The organism is Streptosporangium longisporum, assembly GCF_039534895.1.
Lineage (GTDB): Bacteria > Actinomycetota > Actinomycetes > Streptosporangiales > Streptosporangiaceae > Streptosporangium > Streptosporangium longisporum.
This window is the reverse complement of the sequence record NZ_BAAAWD010000022.1, coordinates 255,035-273,681: the sequence shown is the minus strand read 5'-3', so window position 1 is coordinate 273,681 and position 18,647 is coordinate 255,035. Positions and strand designations below refer to the sequence as shown.

The window sequence follows — 18,647 nt, the reverse complement described above, 5'->3', positions numbered from 1 at the left end:
GGAACACCGGCCGGTCGTCAGGCGAGGAGGGTGAATGAAGCGCGGCCCAGAGCTGCTCCGTCTGGCGGAGACGGTCGTCTTTCCCGGCTTCGAGGGCAGGACGCCGCCCGACTGGCTCCGTCGCCGGCTCGGTGAGGGGCTGACCGGCGTGGTGCTCTTCTCCCGGAACATCGCCACCCCCGCGCAGGTCGCCGATCTCACCGCCGCGCTCCGCGAGGAGAACCCCCAGCTCCTCGTCGGCATCGACGAGGAGTCCGGCGAGGTCACCCGCCTGGAGGCCGTGGACGGCAGCACCCGGCCGGGCAACTTCGCCCTCGGCGTGGCCGACGACCCCGCCCTCACCGAGGAGATCGCCGCCGACCTGGGCCGCGACCTGGCCGCGGCGGGGGTCAACCTCAACTTCGCCCCCTCGGCGGACGTGAACTCCAACCCCGACAACCCGGTCATCGGGCTGCGTTCCTTCGGCGCCGACCCCGACCTGGTGGCCCGGCACACCGCCGCCTGGATCCGGGGCATGCAGTCGGCGGGGGTGGCCGCGTGCGCCAAGCACTTCCCCGGCCACGGCGACACCTCGGTCGACTCCCACCACGGCGTGCCGCTCGTCACCGCCACCGCCGAGGAGCTGCGCGACGTGGCGCTGCGCCCCTTCCGGGCGGCCGTCGCCCAGGGGGTACGCACGATCATGACCGGCCACCTCCTGGTCGGCGCCCTGGACCCCGCGATGCCCGCCACGCTCAGCCGGCCGATCCTGCACGGCCTGCTCAGGGACGAGCTGGGCTTCGACGGCGTCGTCGTCACCGACGGCATCGAGATGGCCGCGGTCTCCCGCTCGTACGGGATCGGTGGCGCCTCGGTCCTCGCCGTCGCCGCGGGCGCCGACGCGATCTGCGTGGGCGGCGAGCACGCCGACGAGGAGACCGCGATCGCGGTCCGCGACGCCATCGTGGACGCCGTGATCGAGGGCCGGCTCGACGAGGAGCGGCTGGCCGACGCGGCCCGCAGGGTCTGCGAGCTCGCCCTCTGGACCACCTCCGCGGCGCGCCGGATCTCCGCGAACCCCGCGGAGGGCGCGCGCACCGCTTCCGGACCGCCGATCGGCCTGGCCGCCGCACGACGGGCCCTGCGGGTGACCCGCCGTTCCGCGGCCGCGGCGCTCCCGCTCGCCTCCCCGCCGCACGTCGTCGAGCTGGCCCCCGAGATGAACCTCGCCATCGAGAAGGACACCCCCTGGGGGGTCGGCGAGCCGCTCGGCAAGCTGCTGGCCGGGACCACGGTCACCCGGCTGGAGGCCGCCACCGCCACCGGCGGGGCGATCGAGGCCGCGCTCGTCGCCGCGACCGGGCGTCCGCTGGTCGTCGTGGTCCGTGACGCCCACCGCCACGCCTGGCAGACCGACGCGCTCCGCCACCTCCTGGCCGCCCGCGCCGACGCCGTCGTGGTGGAGATGGGCCTGCCCGGCCGCTCCGACCTCGGCGCGGTCCACATCGCCACCCACGGAGCCGCCCGCGTCTGCGGCCAGGCCGCCGCCGAGCTCCTGGCCGGGGAGCCGGTCGCCGTCTGACCTCGGGGCCGGTGATTCTGTCGGGGCGGGCTGCTTGAATCGCCGCATGGATGCGGCGAGGTTGCTGGCGGACCAGCGAGAGATCGAAGGGGCCGATCTGGCGGGGCTCTCACTCGGCGGGCACCTGGCCGAGGACGGTCCCTACGTCTTCACGGAGTGCGACCTCACCGGTGCCGACCTCGCCGGGGCGTCGCTGGTGGAGGCCGCCTTCGAGGGGTGCGTGCTGGAGGGCGCCGACTTCCGCCGGGCCGATCTGGACGGGGCCCGTTTCTCCGGTGGCGGGGGAGCCGGCCTGCGGTTCGGCGGTGCCGACCTCGTCGACGCGGTCTTCGGCGACGTCGACCTGTCGGGCGCGGTCTTCGAGTCGGCCCTGCTCACCGACGCCTCCTTCACCGGCTGCCGCATGATCGGTGCCGTGCTCTCCACCTGCCGGGGCACCGGTTACCGGTTCGACGGCTGCAACCTGACGCTGGCCGAGCTGGTGGGCTGCTCGTTCCGGGGCCTGCACCTGCGGGGCGTCCGCCTGGACGACGCCAACCTGTCGGGCTGCGACTTCACCAAGGCCACATTCGAGGACTGCCGCCTGATCGGCGCCCGTACCGTCGAGACGGTCTTCGCCGGTGCCGACCTGCGCGGCGCCGACCTGGGCGAGGTCGACGACACCCGGCTCCGGTCGCTGCGCGGAGCGGTCGTCAGCCCCGTCCAGGCCGCCGCCATCCTCGCCCTGCGCGGCCTGACCGTGAACTGACGGGCCGGGGGCTCGCCCCCCGCACCGGCCGCGAGGATGACGGGCGCTCGGGCGCCCGGCCCTGGAGGTCGGCGAGGAGATCCGCGGCGGAGCCGGAGGCGGGGTCCGTACGCGACGACGGGTCGCCCCGCGTGCCCGGCCTTCGCGTACGCGGGCCGTCAGCGCGGCCGGGCCCGGAACGACCTGCGGTAGGCGCCGGGCGTCGTGCCCAGGGCGGTGAGGAAGCGCCTGCGGAGGTTGGTGGCCGAGGACAGGCCGACGCGGCGGGCGACGGCGTCCAGGGGGAGGTCCGAGGACTCCAGCAGGTCCCGGGCCGTGGCGATCCGCTGGGCGAGCAGCCACCGTCCCGGGCTGGTGCCGAGCTGTCCGGCGAACCGCCGGGTGAGGGTACGCGCCGAGACGCCCGCCTGCGCGGCCATGCTCTCGGTGCTCAGCGGCTCGCCGAGCCTGGCGGTGACCCACTCCAGCAACGGCGCGAGCGTGCCGTCGATCTGCGCGGGGTGCGGCGGTGCCGAGTACTGCAGCTGCCCGCCCTCGCGGTGGGGCGGCATGACCATGGTCCGCGCGATGTGCGCGGCGTAGCGGGCGCCCTGGTCGCCTCGGACCAGGTGCATGCACAGGTCGATGCCCGCCCCGGCGCCGGCGCTGGTGGCCACGTCACCGTGGTCCACGTACAGCACGTCGGGGTCGACCCGGACGCGCGGGAAGCGCGCGGCGAGCTCGCCGGCCAGCCCCCAGTGGGTGGTCGCCTCCCGCCCGTCCAGCAGGCCGGCGTGCGCCAGCGCGAAGGCGCCCGAGCAGATGCTGACCAGGCGCGCTCCACGGGAGTGCGCGCGGTGCAGGGCCCGGACGACCACGGGGGAGGGCGGCTCCCGGGCGGGCAGCCAGCCGGGGACGATCACGGTGTCGGCCCGGTCGAGCGCCTCCAGCCCGCCGGTCACGAGCATGTCGTACCCGGCGAGCGTCGCGACCGGGCCGGGGTGCTCGGCGCACACGCCGAAGGCGTACCGCGTCGGCAGTCCCGCCCGCTCGATCCCGAAGACCTGGGCCGCACAGGCGAGTTCGAAGGTCGACTGTGGTGGGCGGACGAGCGCCGCCACGCGATGCATGGCGGGAAAGTACCGCATGATGTCATTTTTGACACTCGGCGGGACGGCGGACGGCCGACAGGCTGGTGCCATGACGACAGAACGGAAGACGACAGGACCGAAGACGGCGGGACACGGCACGTCCGGCTATGTGTGGGCCGCTCTCCAGGACGCCCCGGTTCGTGAGCTCTTTCCCGGCATCCGGGCGCGGCCGCTGTGGACGGGCGACGACGGCGCGAAGGCCGCCGTGCTGGAGATGGACGCGAACACGTGCTGGCAGGGGGTCGACGTCCACGAACCGGGGCCCGAGGAGGTCTTCGTGGTCTCCGGCGTCTTCAACGACGGCGACCGGGACCATCCGGCCGGCTCCTTCATCCACGCCCCCGCGGGCTCCTCGCACGTCCCGCAGACGACGACGGGGTGCACGCTCTTCCTCTTCTACCCGCAAGGGTAGGCCACCCGGCACCACCGCGCCGTCCCTTTGTCCCGGCTCCCGGGGGGCGGGCGGTCGCCGGGGAACAGCCCTAAGTAAGGTGTCTCCTATTACTTTGGTGCTGACAGAGGGAGATGTTCCGGTGGGAGCTTCCGCGGTGTACGTGACCTGGGCCGACCCCGAGAAGGTGGACGACGAGCAGGAGATCGCCGTCGCCGCCTGGGCCGAGGTAGGGATCACCGGACGGGTGGAGCGATGGGACGACCCCGGGGTCGACTGGGCCGCGTTCGACGCCGTCGTGGTCCGTACCCCCTGGGACTACGTGGACCGGAGGGCGGAGTTCCTCGCCTGGGCCCGGCGCGTCGAGTCGGTCACCCGGTTGCTCAACCCGGCCGGCGTGCTGGAGCGCAACACCGACAAGACCTACCTGCGGGAGCTGGACGCGCCGATCATCCCCACCTACTGGGGCGTGCCGGGCGAGGCCGTGGACTTCCCGGACTTCGACGAGTACGTGGTCAAGCCGTCGATCTCGGTGGGGGCCCGCGACACCATCAGGACCGGTGACCGCGCGGAGGCCGAGGCGCACATCGCCCGGCTGACCGGCGCGGGGCGGACCGCGATGATCCAGCCGTACCTGGACATGGTGGAGACCGAGGGGGAGACCTCGCTGCTCTACTTCGGCGGCCGGTTCAGCCACGCCGTCCGGCGCAACCCGATGCTGGGAGGCGAGGCCAGCAAGCCGGGACAGGGGACCGACGACCACGGCCGGTTCCGCGACCCCGAGCCGGACCAGGTCGCGCTGGCCGAGCGGGTGCTCGCCGGATACCCGGCCCTGCTGTACGCCCGGGTCGACCTGGTCCGCCTGGCCGACGGCGCCCCGGCCCTGATCGAGCTGGAGCTGACCGAGCCCTACCTGTTCCTGCGGTACGCGCCCGACGCCCCCGGCAACCTGGCCCGCGCTCTGGCCGAGGCGCTCTGACCGCCCGCGGCCCGCGTCACCCCGCCAGGCCGTGCACGTGCTCCAGGCCGAGCGGTGACGGCGGCGGCAACGGGACGGCCGGGTCGGCGCGGTCGGCGCGGAAGGAGTGGAGCAGGTAGGCCACCAGCCGCCGGGACGCCGCCGACGCCGCCTCGGCGGAGTCGGCGGTGATCCCGTTGTTGGCCATGAGCAGCAGCGTGAGGTCCGTGTGGTCGAAGTCGGCGCGCAGGTGACCGGACTCCTTGGCCCGCCGGGTCAGCTCGGCGAACCCGTGTTCGGCGCGGGCGCGCTCCCGCCCGAAGTCGGCCGCTCCGGGGAACGCCCGCAGGAACGCCGCGGTGAACCCCCGGTCGACGGCCTGCATGGCGCACACCCTCTCGATGACCGTACGGAATCCGCGCCACGGATCGGGGTCGGCGAGGGCGTCGTCGACGACCGACGCGCACGCGGTGAACCGGTCGGCGAAGACCTCCGTGACCAGCGACTCCCGGGTGGGGAAGTGCCGGTAGAGCGTGGCCGTCCCGACGCCGGCCCGGCGGGCGATCGCGGTCATCGGCACGTCGAGCCCGCGCGTGGCGAAGGCCTCACCGGCGGCCGCGACGATGCGGTCGCGGTTGTGGCGCGCGTCCGCCCGCAGGCCACCCGCCTGGGCGGGCACGGTGCCTGAGGCGCGCGGTATCCGAGAGGAACGAGAAGGCATGTGTCTCACATCATCGCTAAGTGGGCTACCCCGTCCGTTTGGACCATAGCCTGACCGCACCGGGAGTTCTTCCCCAGGTGACGAGGGTGGATCCGTTCGGCCGCGCGGGGTGCGGAGCGGCGGGTCCGGAGAATGCCGGTGGACACCGGCGGATCGGACGGCGACTCGGATGACGACGGCGAGCGAGATGCGCGCGGCCCTGTACGACAGGTACGGGCCCCCGGAGGTGCTGTACGAGGGCACCGTGCCCACACCGGTCGCCGGGCCGGGGGAGGTGCTGGTGCGCGTCCACGCCTCCACCGTGAACGGGGGCGAGCTCATGGGGAGGGCGGGGAAGATACGGCCCGTGACGGGACTGCCGCCGGGACGGGGCTTCCCGAAGCGCACCGGGATCGACTTCGCCGGTGAGGTCGCGGCCCTGGGGTCGGCCATGTCCGGTCTCGCCGTGGGCGACCGGGTGTGGGGGGGCGTTGCCGCGCGGGGTCTTCGGGAGCAGCGCCGAGTTCGTGGTCGTCCGTCCCCGGCAGCTGGCCCACGCGCCGGCCGGGCTCGATCTGGTCCAGGCCGCGGCGCTGCCCGCGGGCACGACGGCGATCACCGCGCTGAGGGACAGGGCCCGCCTCAGGGAGGGGGAGCGGCTGCTGGTGCGCGGTGCCGCCGGCGGGATCGGCAGCGTCGCCGTCCAGCTCGGCCGGGCCTACGGCGCGCGCGTCACCGGGCTCGCCGGCGCGCGGAACCTCGACCTGGTACGGGATCTCGGTGCCGACGAGGCCCTCGACTACGCGACCACCGGCCCGGCCGACCTGGGGCCGTTCGACGTGATCTTCGACAGCGCGGGCACCGACCTCGGTGCCTACCGGCGTCTCCTGGCACCGGGGGGACGCATGGTGGCGATCACTTTCGACACCCGGAACATCGTCTCGTCCCTGTCGTACGTCATCGCCTCCGTCGTGTTCGGTTCCCGCAGGGTGCGGTTCTTCAGTGGCAACCCCACCCACCGGCTCTTCGCCGACCTGACGGGATACGTGGAGAGCGGGGCGCTGCGGCCGGTGGTGGACACCGTGCACCCGCTCGCCGGCATCGCCGGGGCGCACCGCGCGCTGGAGGCCGGTGGCGTCCGCGGGAAACACGTCGTCCGGATCGTGTGAGGACGTGCCGGGCGCGGCGCGCGGCCCGTGGGGGAACGGGACGCGCGCCGCCCCCGGTCAGTTCGGCAGCACCACCGCGAGCGGCGAGACCCCCGCGGCGCGCAGCGCGCCGGGGAGCTTCCCGGCCCAGGCGTGCTCGTGCGCGTCCAGGCCGCCGGGGTTGGCGACCGTGAACCGGACCGCGCCGCCGGTGGCGGCCTGCTCGGTCCAGACGGCGCCGAAGCCCTTCAGCACCGAGGCGACCCGGTCACGGCCGGACGCCGCGACGGTGACGCGGATCGGCGACTCGCGGTCCGGGACGGCCGCCGCCGCCTTGGAGGCGTCGGGTGCCGGGGCCCGCGACGACCGGGCCGAGGCCGACGGCAGGTCGGCGGTGATCGCGTTGGCGACGATCTTCGCCGTGCCGTCGGTGAAGGCCCGGAAGTTCGGCTCGGCGGCGAACAGCACCGCGTGACCGGCGCCGACCGGTTCGGCGACCGACGCCGCCGTCCCGGCGAGCTCCTCGGCGCCCAGCGCGAAGCCGGACAGGAACCACTCGGGCGAGCCCGCGGCCGGGTAGGAGGTCAGCACGTGTGCCGGGTTCGCGGCCCGCATGATCAGGTCGTAGGCGTAGAACTGCATGACGTCCGGGCCGACGCCACGGCTCAGCGGCCCCTGGGCCACGGTGGTGCGCAGCAGCGAGCCGGGGACGTCCGAGGTCGGCTCGGCCAGCGTCACACCGGAGATCCCGGCCAGTACGGCGAGCTGGGTGCCGCCGGACCAGCCGACGTAGCGCCCCCCGGCGCCGACCCAGTCGCGCAGCGCGGCGCGGCCGGTCTCGCCGAGGGTGGTGCTCGCGGCGTTCGCCGGGCCGTCCGGCACGAGCAGCACGTCCAGCCCGGCCAGGCCGCCCGCGGCCACGTCGGCCGGGGTGAGCACCCGGTAGGGCAGCTTCCAGTCGCGGTCCAGGCGGTGGCGGAGCCAGCCGGAGGACTCGGCGGCGTTCTGCGCGGTGCCGCCGGACAGCTGCAGGACGCCGATCGCGCGGGAGGTGGTGACCCGCGCCGAGGGGGCGTCCACCGCCCGCACCGGCGTGGCGAGGGGGAGCAGGGCCCGGCCGGAGGAGCCGCCGGAGACGTTGCCGAGCAGCGGCAGGCTCCACGCGGTCACGTCGTAGAAGTAGGGGAACGGCGTGTAGGTGTCCTCGTTCAGCATGGCCTGGATCCAGTGCTTCTGGCCCTGGGCCATCGGGATCCAGTAGGTGCCCCTGGGCAGCGTGGTCCTGGCCTCGGCCCTGCCGTAGGGCTTGAAGTCACCGACCGTCAGCGGCCTGGCCAGCCTGAACACCTGGACGTCCATCCGCTGGAGACGCCGTACGACGAGGTCGGTCTCGGCCTTCTTGGCAGGGTCGTCCGCGCGCAGGAAGTAGTGGCGCACCTTCCGGTCGGGCACCTGGGTGATGACCTCGTTGCCCGGGTTGTAGACCTGGTTCGGCTCCAGTCTTCCTTCGAGGCCCTGCTTGAACGCCTCGGCGTACATGCCGTGCCAGGTGGTGAGGATCTCGGTCTTCTTCGCCGCCGCGGCCGAGAGCGAGACCCACTGGGTGAGCCACTGCTCGAAGGTACGGGCGGCGATCGGGGAGGCGTTGCCCTTCTCGAACGTCATGCCCGCGGCGTTGAAGCCGGTGGTCGGGACCGTGTCGCCGTAGCCCATGTAGAACATGTCGTAGACGTCGCGGTTGAAGAACGGGATGCCGCGCCTGGTGAACTCGCCGATCATCGCGGCGCCGTAGGTGTTGTTGATCCAGTCGATCGTCGGCTCGGCGATGTCGTGGTAGAACGGGTCGGCGTTCGGCGGGAAGAAGTACTCGGTGCCGCCCATCTCGTGGGCGTCGATGAAGAGCTGCGGGGGGTACTTCCGCATCAGCTCGATCTTGCCGTCGGTCTCCGGCTGGGTCCGCGCGAACCAGTCGCGGTTCATGTCGAAGGAGTAGGCGTTCCGCCGGGTGTCGGCCTCGCGGCCGTCGGGGTTCTGGGTCGGCAGGATCACCACGACGGCGTTGTCCAGGATGCGCCTGGCCGCGCAGTCGTCCCGTCCGGCCAGGTCGTGCAGGGTCTTCAGGGCGGCGTCGGTGCCGCTCTCCTCGCCGCCGTGCACGTTCCCGGCGACCCACAGGATCGCGGGCGTGTTCCTGGCCAGGACCCTCGCCGCGCCCGCGGGGGTGAGCGGGTTGCGCAGCAGCTTTATCGAGGTCTCGATCGCGCGCAGGTTGCGGATGTTGTGCGGGGTGCCGACGACGGCGTACTTCAGGGGGCGCCCCTCGGAGCTGGTGGCCAGGGTGCCGGAGACGACCCGGTCACTGGCCCTGTCGATCGCGCCGAGCAGGGTGTCGGACTCGGCCGAGGTGACCTCGCGCTCGCCGAGGTCGAAGCCGAGCACGCTCCTGGGGGTGGGGACCCTGCCGTGATAGGCGGGGGGAGTCCCGGTGGCGTCGCAGGCGGGCGCGGGGGGTGCGGCGGGGGTGGGATCCGCGTGGGCGGCCCCTGAGGGGAGGGTGGTGGCGACGGCCAGGACGGCCGTCGCCACCACCGTGAAACGCTTCAGCATGAGGTAAAGCTGACACCTGAAAAGGGGCACGGCAAGGTAAAAGTTTTACGCTCGTGTTACGGGTGGTACGCGGGCAAGGGCCGGCCCGTGCGTGACCTGCCTGCGGCTACGCGTGGCCGGAGATGCCGCCGTCCACCGGGATCACGGCCCCGGTCAGGTAGGCGCCCGCCCGTGAGGACAGGAAGATCGCGGTGCCCGCCATGTCCTCGGGGCTGCCGATCCGGCCCAGCGGGACATGGGACGCCACGGCCGCGCGCATCGCCGGGTCGTCGAGGGCGAACGCCATCATCTTCGACTCGAACGGCCCCGGCGCGATCGCGTTGACCGTGATCGACTCCTTGGCGAGCCGCTGGGACAGGTGGCGGGTGAGCATGTGCACGGCGGCCTTGGCGGCCGAGTAGGCGTAGTTCTCCATCGAGGGCACCCGGATGCCGTCCACCGAGCCGATGTTGATCACTCTGGCCGGGTCCTGCGGGGTCGCCGCGGCGCGCAGCATCGGCAGGAACCGCTGGGTCAGGTGGAACACGCCCTTGACGTTGATCCCCCAGAGCTTGTCGAACGCCTGCCCGGGGTACTCCTCCAGCGGTGCCCCCCAGGTCGCCCCGGCATTGTTGACCAGCACGTCCAGGCGGGACTCGCGCCCGGAGACCGCCTCGAACAGCGCGGACGCCCCGTCCTCGGTGGACAGGTCGGCCGGTACGGCGACGCATCCCAGTTCGGCGGCGGTCTTCTCGACCTCGGCCGCCTTGCGGGAGGAGATGTACACCGTGGCCCCCGCGTCGACGAACCCGGCCGCGATCATCCGGCCGATTCCACGGGAGCCGCCGGTGACGACGACGGTCTTGCCTTCCACGGAGAACAGAGTCATGTTCGGTAGCATGCCGCACGCCCCGCGACCCCGTCCATACCGACCGGTCGGTTCCTGACGGGACCGGCTTTTCCCGACCTTCGTGCCGGTACGGGAGAAACGTCCTGAAAAATAAAGCCGGAGAATAAAAATAGAATGAAACAATCTTCCAACGCTCATTGACAGGAGCTGTTCGGATGGTGTGCCTTCGTTGTCAGGGATCATCGACGCGAAGGCGAGGCACACCATGGCCGGAACGGGTGCGCGGGTGGCGGCACTGGGTCTGGCGCTCGCGGTGTCGATCCTCCCGCCGATCCAGGCGCCGGTCCCCGCCCACGCCTCGGCCGCGCATCCCCGGGAGGCGCCGGCCGCCGACCGGGAGGTGACCGGCCGGACCGTGGCCTCGGAGACGGCGACGACCGTCACGACGGCGAAGAAGGCCGGGGCGGCGGGAGGCGACCGGACCGCGGGGTTGGCCGACCGGGCCGATCGAGCCGAGCGGGCCGAACGGGACGGGGCGACCGGCCGGAGGACCCCGGCACCCGCGCCGGCCAGGAGGGTCGTCCGGATGGGCGCCACCCAGAGCGTGGACTCGATGAACCCGTTCCTGGCGGTCAGGCTGATCTCCACGGCGATCCACCGCTGGACCTACGGCCAGCTCACCATGCCCGACCCCGCGACCCTCGCCCCCGCCCCCGACCTGGCCGAGTCGTGGAAGACCTCGGCGGACCGGCTGACCTGGACGTTCACCATGCGCGCCGGCGCCACCTGGTCGGACGGGCGGCCCGTCACCGCCCACGACGCCGCGTGGACCTTCAACAAGATCATGACCGACGACGCGGCCAAGACGGCGAACGGCCCCGCCGTGGAGAACTTCGACACCGTCACCGCGGCCGACGACCGGACCCTGGTCATCAGGACCGGGAAGCCGCAGGCGTCCATGCTGGAGCTGCCGATCCCGATCATGCCCAGGCACGTCTGGGAGGGTGTCGGCGACGTCGGCACGTTCGAGAACGAGACCTACCCGGCCGTCGGCAACGGCCCTTACATCCCCGTCGAGCACCGGAAGAACGCGTACGTGAAGCTGAGGGCCAACCCGTCGTACTGGCGCGGCGCCCCCGCGATCGACGAGCTGCACGTCGTCTTCTACGAGAACCCCGAGGCGGCGCTCGCCGGTCTGAAGAAGGGCGACATCGACTGGATCGGCAGGCTGGCGCCCCCGCAGTTCCAGGCCCTCACCGGCCACCCCGACATCGTGCAGTGGAACACCCCCGGCCGCCGGGCCGCCTACCTGCAGCTCAACCCGGGGGCCGAGACCTCCGGCGGCGAGCCGATCGGCGACGGCCACCCCGCCCTCAAGGACGCCCGGGTGCGCCGGGCCGTCCACCACGCGATCGACAAGCAGGCCCTCGTCCGGCAGGTGCAGAACGGGCTGGCCGTACCGGCCGACGGCTCGATCGTCCCGCCGATGTACCGGGAGTTCTTCTGGCGGGCCGAGGGCGACGACGCCGTCACCTTCGACCCGGCCGAGGCCGGGCGCATCCTCGACGAGGCCGGGTACGCCAGGGGGGCCGACGGGATCAGGACCATGCCCGGTGGCGGGCGCAGGCTGGAGATGCGCTTCAGCGTCCGCACCGAGGAGCCCGTCGAGGAGAAGATCGCCCAGTACCTGACCGGCTGGCTCCGCGACATCGGCATCCTGCTGACCGTCCGCAGGATCGACGCCAACAGGTACACCGAGGAGACCGGGAGCACGGCACTGTACGACATCGCGATCAGCGGCTGGTCGGTCAACCCGGATCCGGAGGAGGTGCTGGCCACCCACCTGTGCGGCCGCAGGCCCACCGCGAGCGGCCAGGGCGGCGGCACCGAGTCGTTCTTCTGCGACGACGAGTTCGAGCGGCTGTACAGGGCACAGCTGGCCGAGCTCGACCGGGCCGAACGCGTGAGACTGATCAAACGGATGCAGCGGCGCCTCTACACCGAGGCCCCGGTCATCGCGCTCTACTACCCCAACAACCTGGAGGGCTACCGCAGGGACAGGATCGCCTCCATCACCCCCCTCCCCAAGGACAGGGGCCTGCTGTACGGCGCCAGCGGCTACTGGCCGGTCTACTCCCTGCGGGCGGTGGAGCGTCCCGCGGCCCCCGCGGGGAGCGGCACGGGCACCGGTACCGCCGTGGCCGTGGCGGCGATCGCCGCGCTGGCCCTCGGCGCCGGGGGAGTCCTGCTCGCCAGGCGCCGCCGCGCCCGCGCCGACGACCGCGAGTGACGCCCGTGCGAATCCCGACCCCCTCGCCGCGGACCCCGTCGCGAACCCCGGCGTGGGCCTGCCCGCGCACCCTCGCGCGACAGTGGGGCAGCGGCTCCGACGAACAGGACCGACAAGGCGAACAGGAAAGACATGACGGGAAGGACGGCCGCCGGAGGCTGGCGCGCTACGCGCTGGTCAAGATCGGCGGGGCGCTGCTCAGCATCGCGCTGGTGATCGTCGCCACCTTCTTCCTGTTCCGCCTGATCCCCGGCGACCCCACCATCGCCTACACCCGCGACGTGCCGGTCACCCCCGAGCAGCTCGACCTGCTCCGCCGCCGGATGGGGCTGGACCGGCCGCTGGGCGAGCAGTTCCTCGACTTCGTGCTGCGCACCCTGCGGCTGGACCTGGGCACCTCGTACGAGTACCGGCGGCCGGTCACCGAGCTGATCGGCGAGCGGATGGGTCCCACGCTGCTGCTGGTGGGCACCGGGCTGGCCGTCGCGGTGAGCCTGGGCATGTGGCAGGGCACCAGGGCCGCCTGGCGGCACGGCGGCCGGTTCGACCGCTTCTCCACCGCGACCGCGCTGACCCTGTGGTCGGTGCCGACCTTCTGGCTGGGACTGCTGCTGCTCATGGTCTTCGCCGCGGGGGCGGGCCCGCTGCCCGGCCTGTTCCCGACCCGGGGCATGCAGGACGTCGACGCGCCCGGCGGGCCGATGTACCTGCTGCACGTCGCCCACCACCTGGTGCTGCCCTGCCTCACCCTGGTCGCCGTGGTCTACGCGCAGTACCTGCTGGTCATGCGGTCGTCGCTGCTGGAGGAGATCGGCCAGGACTACGTGACCACGGCCCGCGCCAAGGGACTGCGCGACGACGACGTCCGGCGCCGCCACGCCGTGCCGAACGCGCTGCTGCCCACGGTGACGCTGGTCTTCATGCAGATCGGGTTCGTGGTGAGCGGCGCGGTCTCGGTGGAGTTCGTCTACTCCTGGCCCGGTCTGGGCCTGCTGTTCGTCGAGGCCATCAAGGGACCCGACTACGCGGTCATGCAGGGCACCTTCATGCTCGTCTGCGTCGCGGTGATCGTCATGAACACGCTGGCCGACGTGGCCTACCACGTCCTGGACCCGAGGGTGAGGTCGGCATGAGAGCGGATGCGACAGGCCCGTCCGGCACGGTGACCCGGCGCGGCGTCGCCCGTACCCGCCGCCGCGCCGCCCTGGCCCGGTTCTGCCGCGCGTACGCCGCGAACCGGTCCGGGCTGTACGGGGCGGCGATCCTGCTGGCGGCCGTCACGGCGGCCCTGGTGACACCGCTGGTCACCGACGCGGCGGGGATGGACGTCACCGGGGCCACGGGCACCGCGATGGCGCCGCCGAGCGCGGAGTTCCCGCTGGGCACCGACGAGTCGGGCCGCTCGGTCCTGCTCATGCTGCTGTGGGGCTCGCGGGTCTCGCTGCTCATCGGGTTCATGTCCGCCCTGCTCAGCATGGTGATCGGCACGGTCTTCGGGATCGCCGCCGGACACTTCCGCGGCCCGGTGGGGGCCGTGCTGATGCGCGTCACCGACTGGTTCCTGGTGCTCCCCTCGCTGGTCCTGGCCATGGTGCTCGCGGCCGTCCTCGGCGGCGGCGCGTCCACGATCGTCCTGGCGATCGGGGTGACCTCCTGGGCCTCCACGGCGCGGCTGATCCGGGCCCAGACGCTGGCGGTCGAGGCCAGACCGTACATCGAGAGGTCCAGGGCCCTGGGGGCCGGGCACTGGCACGTCATGACCCGGCACGTGCTGCCGAACGTCGCCCCGCTGGTGCTGGCCAACACCACCCTGACGGTGGCCGGCGCCATCGTCGCCGAGTCCACCCTGGCCTTCCTGGGCGCGGGCTCGGGCCAGGTCTCCTGGGGCGGCATGCTGCGCGGCTCCTACGACTGGGGGGCGGCCACCTCCGGCGCCTGGTGGTACGTGCTGCCGCCGGGCCTGTGCATCGTCGCGGTGGTGCTGGCCTTCACCCTGTGCGGGCGTGCCCTGGAGGCCGTGCTCAACCCGCGGCTGCGGGGGGTGGCCCGGTGAGCCTGCTCGAACTGCACGACGTGTCGGTGACCTACCGGGGGACGGCCGGGGACGTGCCCGCCGTACGGGGCGTCTCGCTCGGGCTGGAGGCCGGTGAGGCGCTCGGCGTGGCCGGGGAGTCGGGGTCGGGCAAGTCGACGCTGGCCATGTCCCTGCTGCGGCTGCTGCCCCGGGACGCGCGGGTGTCCGGGCGGATCCTGCTGGAGGGCGAGGACGTGCTCGGCATGAGCTGGGGACGGCTGCGCGCCGTCCGGTGGGCGTCGGCCTCGGTGGTCTTCCAGGGTGCCCAGCACGCGCTGAACCCGGTGCGGCGGATCGGGGACCAGATCGCCGAGCCGCTGCTCGTGCACGGCGCGGCGACCCGGGACGGGGCTCGGCGCAGGACGGCGGAGCTGCTGGAACAGGTCGGCCTGCCCGCCTGGCGGGCGCGCGGCTACCCGCACGAGCTGTCCGGGGGGCAGCGCCAGCGCGTGATGATCGCCATGGCGCTCGCCTGCTCGCCGCGCCTGATCGTCGCCGACGAGCCGACCACCGCCCTGGACGTGATGATCCAGGCGCAGGTGCTCACGCTGATCCGCTCGCTCGTCGCCGAGCACGGCATCGGCCTGATGATGATCTCTCACGACCTGTCGGTGCTGGCGGCGACGTGCGACCGGCTGGCGATCATGTACGCGGGACGCGTGGTCGAGTCGGGCCCGGCGCGGCAGGTCTTCCGCGACGCCGCGCACCCCTACGGCCGGGCACTGGCCGAGGCGTTCCCCGTCGTCGGCGACACCGCCTCCCGCAGGGCGCCCCGCGGGCTGGGCGGCGACCCGCCCGACCCGGCGCACCTGCCCGCCGGGTGCTCCTTCCATCCCCGCTGCCCGGTCGCGCTGGCCTCGTGCGCGTCGGAACCGGTCGAGCTCCGATCGCTGACCGCGCAGGTCCCCGGCCCGCCGCACGTCGCGGCCTGCGTACACGTCGGCGAGGAGGCCCGATGACCCTGCTGGAGGCGCGGGACCTGCGCGTGGAGTTCGTCTCGCGCGGGCGCCGGGCGCGCGCGGTGGACGGGGTCAACCTCTCCGTGGCCGAGGGGGAGATCGTCGCGCTGGTCGGCGAGTCCGGCTGCGGCAAGACGACGCTGGCCCGCACCCTGCTCGGCCTGGAGCGGCCCGTCTCCGGCTCGGTCCGCTACGGCGGCACCCCGCTGGCCTACTCCTCGCGGGCCCTGAAGGCCTACCGGCGCGAGGTGCAGCTCGTGCTCCAGGATCCCACCGGGGCGCTCAACCCCCGGCACACCGTCTACGAGGCGGTGGCCGAGGGGCCGCGCATCCACCGCCTGCCCGACGAGGGCGAGCGGGTCGCGTCGGCGCTGTCGCGGGCCGGGCTGCGTCCCCCCGAACGGTTCTTCGGCCGCCACCCGCACGAGCTGTCGGGCGGGCAGCGCCAGCGCGTCGTCATCGCCGGGGCGCTGGCGCTGGAGCCCAGGGTGCTGGTCGCCGACGAGCCGGTGGCCTCGCTGGACGCCTCGGTGCGCGGCGAGATCCTCGCCCTGCTGCTGCGCCTGCGCGCCGAGCTGGGGCTGTCCGCCCTGGTCGTCACCCACGACCTCGGGCTGGCCTGGAACATCGCCGACCGGGTGGCCGTGATGTACCTGGGCAGGATCGTCGAGTCGGGGCCCGTGGAGCACGTCCTCACCGCGCCGTCGCACCCCTACACCCGGGCGCTGCTGTCGGTCCTGCCGGACTCGCCGGCACCGGTGGTGCTCGGCGGGGAGCCGCCGGACGCGACCCGCGTCCCGCCGGGCTGCCGCTTCCACCCGCGCTGCCAGGTGCTGGCGTCGGGCGCGGCGGCCGCGGCGGGGGTCGACGGGCTCTGCGTGTCCCGGCCGCTGCCGGTCCTGCCGTCCTCGCCCGGCGCCCACGTGGCCTGCCACCACGCCGAGGCCACCATGCTCACAGGCCGGGCAGACGACCGTTCCTGAACAGGTCGACGAAGAGCCCGTGGTCGGCCCTGGCCCGCGCCCCGTAGGCGTGCGCGAAGTCGACGAGCGTGCGGGTGAACCCCTCGGCGTCGCCGCCGATCACGGCCACGATCGCGTCCTCGGTGGAGAAGTCGACCAGGTCGTGGCTGGACTCGTCGTCGGCCACCGAGTGCATCCGGGCCACCGCCCGGCCCAGGTCGCCGATCACCGAGGCGAGCTCGTCGGGCTCGTTGACGTCCCCCCAGTCCAGGTCGGCCGAGTACGGGGAGACCTCGGCGACGAGCTGGCCGACGCCGTTCAGCGTGGTGTAGCCGAGCCAGGGGTCGGCGTACGCCTGCAGGGCCCGCTGCGACTCGGCGGTGCGGTGGCCCTGGTGCTCGAAGTGGCCGTGCACCTTCTCGTCGGCGATGTGCCGCGCCACGGCCGGGACCTGCGCCTGCTTCATGTAGAGGATGACGTCGTTCTCCAGCGCCTGGGTGTGGCCCTCCAGCAGCATGTTGTACGACGGCAGCCCGGCCGAGCCGATCCCCACACCGGTGCGGAGCGCGAAGTCCTTGATCCTGTGCTCGATCTCCGAGGTGGCCGGCAGCGTCGTCAGGTAGTCCAGGAAGGCCGCCTCCACGGCCCGGCGGGTGTCGGCGTCCACCGGGTAGCGGCCGTCCATCACGGCGAACCTGCGGTCGAAGTTCTCGACGGTGGTCTCCAGGTCCAGCAGCGCCACCCGGGTGTGCAGCCGGGCGTGCTGCAGCACCCGGTGGAGCACGCCGGTCGTGGTGTCCAGGGTCAGCGAGCCGATGGCGTCGTCCCCGCCGTGCGAGACGGCGGTCAGCTCGGCGAGGTAGGAGGCGGCGAAGCCGGTCACCAGGCCGGTGATGACCTCGTCCGACAGCGCCTTGGCGTACCCGATGAGCGCGACGCTGGCCACGAACCGCCGCAGGTCCCAGATGTAGGGGCCGACGTAGGCCTCGTCGAAGTCGTTGACGTTGAAGACCAGCACGCCCGAGGCGTTCATGTACGTGCCGAAGTTCTCCGCGTGCAGGTCGCCGTGGATCCAGACCCGGCGGGTCGGCCCGTCCAGGAAGGCGTCGTCGGCGAACGCGCCGGTCATGTCCGCGTAGAACAGGGCGGCGCTGCCCCGGTAGAAGGCGAAGGGGGAGGCGGCCATCTTGCGGAACTTGCGCCGGAAGGCGGCCGGGTCGCGCCTCATGGAGTCGCCGAACTCGGTGACCAGGACGTCGAGAATGTGCGCCGAGCGCCCATCGGTGTTCATGGTGCGCACCGTAGGCGGTGGGACCGGGCCCGTGCCAGTCCCGGCGCGTCACGAATGTGGAACGTGCCAGGGCGAGGGCCCCGTGCCGCGGATCCGGGCGCGTCCGCCGGGGCGTCGACAACCGCGCCCGGCGATCATAGGGTCGAAGGCGCAAGGACCGTGCGGCCGGTCGCCGAGGTCGGCGAGGCCGCGGAGACCGTGGAGGCTGTGGAGGCGGGCATGGCGGTGCTGCAGGGCAAGGCGGCCGTGGTCACCGGGGGGTCCCGGGGCATCGGCCGGGCGATCGTGGAGCGTCTCGCCCGCGACGGGGCGGACGTGGTCTTCGGGTACGCGAGCGACGCCGCGGCCGCGGCCGACGTGGAGCGGACGGTCAAGGAGGCGGGCGGCAGTGCCCGCGCCGTCCAGGTCGACCTCGCCGAGCCGGGCGCCGCCGAGCGGCTGATGGGGACCGCGGGGGAACTCCTCGGCGGCCTGGACATCCTGGTCAACAACGCCGCGCCGTACCTCCCGCCGACCCCCCTCGCCGAGACCACCGAGGAGCAGTACGACCACGCCATGACGGTCAACGCCAAGGCGCCCTTCCTGACCATCCGCCACGCCGCCCGGCACATGCGCGACGGCGGGCGCATCGTCAACATCTCCACCGTCAACACGGTCAGGGCCGCTCCGGGCAGCGCCTCCTACGTGGCGAGCAAGGGCGCCCTGGAACAGCTCACCGCGGTCGCGGCCCGCGAGCTGGGCGGGCGGGGCATCACCGTCAACACGGTCTCCCCGGGCGCCACCGACACCGACCTGCTGCGCTCCAGCAACCCCGAGAAGGTGCTGGGCCAGATGGCCGCGATGACCCCGCTCGGCCGGCTGGGCACCCCCTCGGACATCGCCGACGTCGTGGCCTTCCTGGCGGGTCCGGACGGCCGCTGGCTGACCGGCCAGAACGTCCGCGCCGACGGCGGCCTCATCTGACGGCGGCCTCATCTGACGGCGGCCTCATCCGACGGC

At 73.4% G+C, this 18,647-nt stretch carries 16 protein-coding genes and 1 pseudogene; 12 read left to right on the top strand and 5 right to left on the bottom strand.

Going from position 1 to position 18,647, the window contains the following annotated elements:
- Positions 1–34: 34 nt before the first annotated feature.
- Together ABD832_RS36575 and ABD832_RS36570 are read left to right on the top strand one after the other, a co-directional pair.
- Positions 35–1,561 carry a glycoside hydrolase family 3 protein gene (locus ABD832_RS36575; RefSeq protein WP_344905378.1) on the top strand — a complete coding sequence of 509 codons (1,527 nt, stop codon included), beginning with the start codon at positions 35–37 and terminating at the stop codon, positions 1,559–1,561.
- 46 nt (positions 1,562–1,607) lie between these two features.
- The gene (locus tag ABD832_RS36570; RefSeq protein ID WP_344905375.1) at positions 1,608–2,309 is read left to right on the top strand and encodes a pentapeptide repeat-containing protein; all 702 of its coding nucleotides are present in this window, start codon (positions 1,608–1,610) and stop codon (positions 2,307–2,309) included.
- A 158-nt stretch (positions 2,310–2,467) separates the two neighbouring features.
- Here ABD832_RS36570 and ABD832_RS36565 read toward each other — a convergent pair whose 3' ends face one another.
- Positions 2,468–3,436: a helix-turn-helix domain-containing protein gene (locus tag ABD832_RS36565; protein WP_344905372.1), complete on the bottom strand. Its 969-nt coding sequence runs from the start codon at positions 3,434–3,436 to the stop codon at positions 2,468–2,470.
- A 52-nt stretch (positions 3,437–3,488) separates the two neighbouring features.
- On the opposite strand from ABD832_RS36565, the gene ABD832_RS36560 reads away from it, so the two are divergent.
- Both ABD832_RS36560 and ABD832_RS36555 read left to right on the top strand, forming a co-directional pair.
- On the top strand, positions 3,489–3,851 hold the full coding sequence (locus tag ABD832_RS36560; RefSeq protein WP_344905369.1) for a cupin domain-containing protein: 363 nt from the start codon (positions 3,489–3,491) through the stop codon (positions 3,849–3,851).
- Positions 3,852–3,972: 121 nt separating this feature from the next.
- The gene (locus ABD832_RS36555; protein WP_344905366.1) at positions 3,973–4,809 is read left to right on the top strand and encodes an ATP-grasp domain-containing protein; all 837 of its coding nucleotides are present in this window, start codon (positions 3,973–3,975) and stop codon (positions 4,807–4,809) included.
- A gap of 16 nt (positions 4,810–4,825) precedes the next feature.
- Here the strand turns inward: ABD832_RS36555 and ABD832_RS36550 are convergent, their stop codons facing one another.
- Positions 4,826–5,467, bottom strand: coding sequence for a TetR/AcrR family transcriptional regulator (locus ABD832_RS36550; protein ID WP_344905363.1), 642 nt, complete (start codon positions 5,465–5,467; stop codon positions 4,826–4,828).
- Between the two features lie 211 nt (positions 5,468–5,678).
- On the opposite strand from ABD832_RS36550, the pseudogene ABD832_RS36545 reads away from it, so the two are divergent.
- Positions 5,679–5,912: pseudogene (locus ABD832_RS36545) on the top strand (NAD(P)-dependent alcohol dehydrogenase); the annotation flags it as partial.
- A 67-nt stretch (positions 5,913–5,979) separates the two neighbouring features.
- Positions 5,980–6,657: an NAD(P)-dependent alcohol dehydrogenase gene (locus tag ABD832_RS36540; protein WP_344905360.1), complete on the top strand. Its 678-nt coding sequence runs from the start codon at positions 5,980–5,982 to the stop codon at positions 6,655–6,657.
- Positions 6,658–6,714: 57 nt separating this feature from the next.
- Here ABD832_RS36540 and ABD832_RS36535 read toward each other — a convergent pair whose 3' ends face one another.
- Together ABD832_RS36535 and ABD832_RS36530 are read right to left on the bottom strand one after the other, a co-directional pair.
- Positions 6,715–9,243 (bottom strand): M14 family zinc carboxypeptidase, encoded by a 2,529-nt coding sequence (locus ABD832_RS36535; protein ID WP_344905357.1) that lies wholly within the window; start codon positions 9,241–9,243, stop codon positions 6,715–6,717.
- Positions 9,244–9,349: 106 nt separating this feature from the next.
- The gene (locus tag ABD832_RS36530) at positions 9,350–10,111 is read right to left on the bottom strand and encodes an SDR family oxidoreductase (RefSeq protein WP_344905354.1); all 762 of its coding nucleotides are present in this window, start codon (positions 10,109–10,111) and stop codon (positions 9,350–9,352) included.
- Between the two features lie 190 nt (positions 10,112–10,301).
- On the opposite strand from ABD832_RS36530, the gene ABD832_RS36525 reads away from it, so the two are divergent.
- Genes ABD832_RS36525 through ABD832_RS36505 form a run of 5 tightly spaced genes read left to right on the top strand, consistent with a single transcriptional unit; the run spans position 10,302 to position 16,378 of the window.
- Positions 10,302–12,362: an ABC transporter substrate-binding protein gene (locus ABD832_RS36525; protein WP_344905351.1), complete on the top strand. Its 2,061-nt coding sequence runs from the start codon at positions 10,302–10,304 to the stop codon at positions 12,360–12,362.
- A gap of 5 nt (positions 12,363–12,367) precedes the next feature.
- Complete coding sequence (locus tag ABD832_RS36520; protein WP_344905348.1) at positions 12,368–13,495, top strand: ABC transporter permease; 1,128 nt, start codon at positions 12,368–12,370, stop codon at positions 13,493–13,495.
- On the top strand, positions 13,492–14,415 hold the full coding sequence (locus ABD832_RS36515; RefSeq protein ID WP_344905346.1) for an ABC transporter permease: 924 nt from the start codon (positions 13,492–13,494) through the stop codon (positions 14,413–14,415). Before ABD832_RS36520 ends, ABD832_RS36515 begins: the two co-directional genes overlap by 4 nt.
- Positions 14,412–15,395, top strand: a complete 984-nt coding sequence (locus ABD832_RS36510; RefSeq protein WP_344905343.1) for an ABC transporter ATP-binding protein — start codon at positions 14,412–14,414, stop codon at positions 15,393–15,395. Before ABD832_RS36515 ends, ABD832_RS36510 begins: the two co-directional genes overlap by 4 nt.
- Complete coding sequence (locus ABD832_RS36505) at positions 15,392–16,378, top strand: ABC transporter ATP-binding protein (RefSeq protein WP_344905341.1); 987 nt, start codon at positions 15,392–15,394, stop codon at positions 16,376–16,378. Before ABD832_RS36510 ends, ABD832_RS36505 begins: the two co-directional genes overlap by 4 nt.
- Here ABD832_RS36505 and ABD832_RS36500 read toward each other — a convergent pair.
- On the bottom strand, positions 16,350–17,648 hold the full coding sequence (locus ABD832_RS36500; protein WP_344905338.1) for a DUF2252 domain-containing protein: 1,299 nt from the start codon (positions 17,646–17,648) through the stop codon (positions 16,350–16,352). The two genes, ABD832_RS36505 and ABD832_RS36500, sit on opposite strands and share 29 nt — an antisense overlap.
- Before the next feature lie 159 nt (positions 17,649–17,807).
- Here ABD832_RS36500 and ABD832_RS36495 point away from each other — a divergent pair, with 159 nt between their 5' ends.
- A complete protein-coding gene (locus tag ABD832_RS36495; RefSeq protein WP_344905336.1) occupies positions 17,808–18,611 on the top strand; it encodes an SDR family oxidoreductase in 804 nt (267 codons plus the stop codon).
- Positions 18,612–18,647: the final 36 nt, after the last annotated feature.

What these genes read in the sequence shown, in the direction of transcription:
- ABD832_RS36575 (WP_344905378.1), top strand. Translation starts at nt 35, where the DNA reads ATGAAGCGCGGCCCAGAGCTGCTCCGTCTGGCGGAGACGGTCGTCTTT.
- ABD832_RS36570 (WP_344905375.1), top strand. Translation starts at nt 1,608, where the DNA reads ATGGATGCGGCGAGGTTGCTGGCGGACCAGCGAGAGATCGAAGGGGCC.
- ABD832_RS36565 (WP_344905372.1), bottom strand. Translation starts at nt 3,436, where the DNA reads ATGCGGTACTTTCCCGCCATGCATCGCGTGGCGGCGCTCGTCCGCCCA.
- ABD832_RS36560 (WP_344905369.1), top strand. Translation starts at nt 3,489, where the DNA reads ATGACGACAGAACGGAAGACGACAGGACCGAAGACGGCGGGACACGGC.
- ABD832_RS36535 (WP_344905357.1), bottom strand. Translation starts at nt 9,243, where the DNA reads ATGCTGAAGCGTTTCACGGTGGTGGCGACGGCCGTCCTGGCCGTCGCC.
- ABD832_RS36530 (WP_344905354.1), bottom strand. Translation starts at nt 10,111, where the DNA reads ATGACTCTGTTCTCCGTGGAAGGCAAGACCGTCGTCGTCACCGGCGGC.
- ABD832_RS36515 (WP_344905346.1), top strand. Translation starts at nt 13,492, where the DNA reads ATGAGAGCGGATGCGACAGGCCCGTCCGGCACGGTGACCCGGCGCGGC.
- ABD832_RS36505 (WP_344905341.1), top strand. Translation starts at nt 15,392, where the DNA reads ATGACCCTGCTGGAGGCGCGGGACCTGCGCGTGGAGTTCGTCTCGCGC.
- ABD832_RS36500 (WP_344905338.1), bottom strand. Translation starts at nt 17,648, where the DNA reads ATGAACACCGATGGGCGCTCGGCGCACATTCTCGACGTCCTGGTCACC.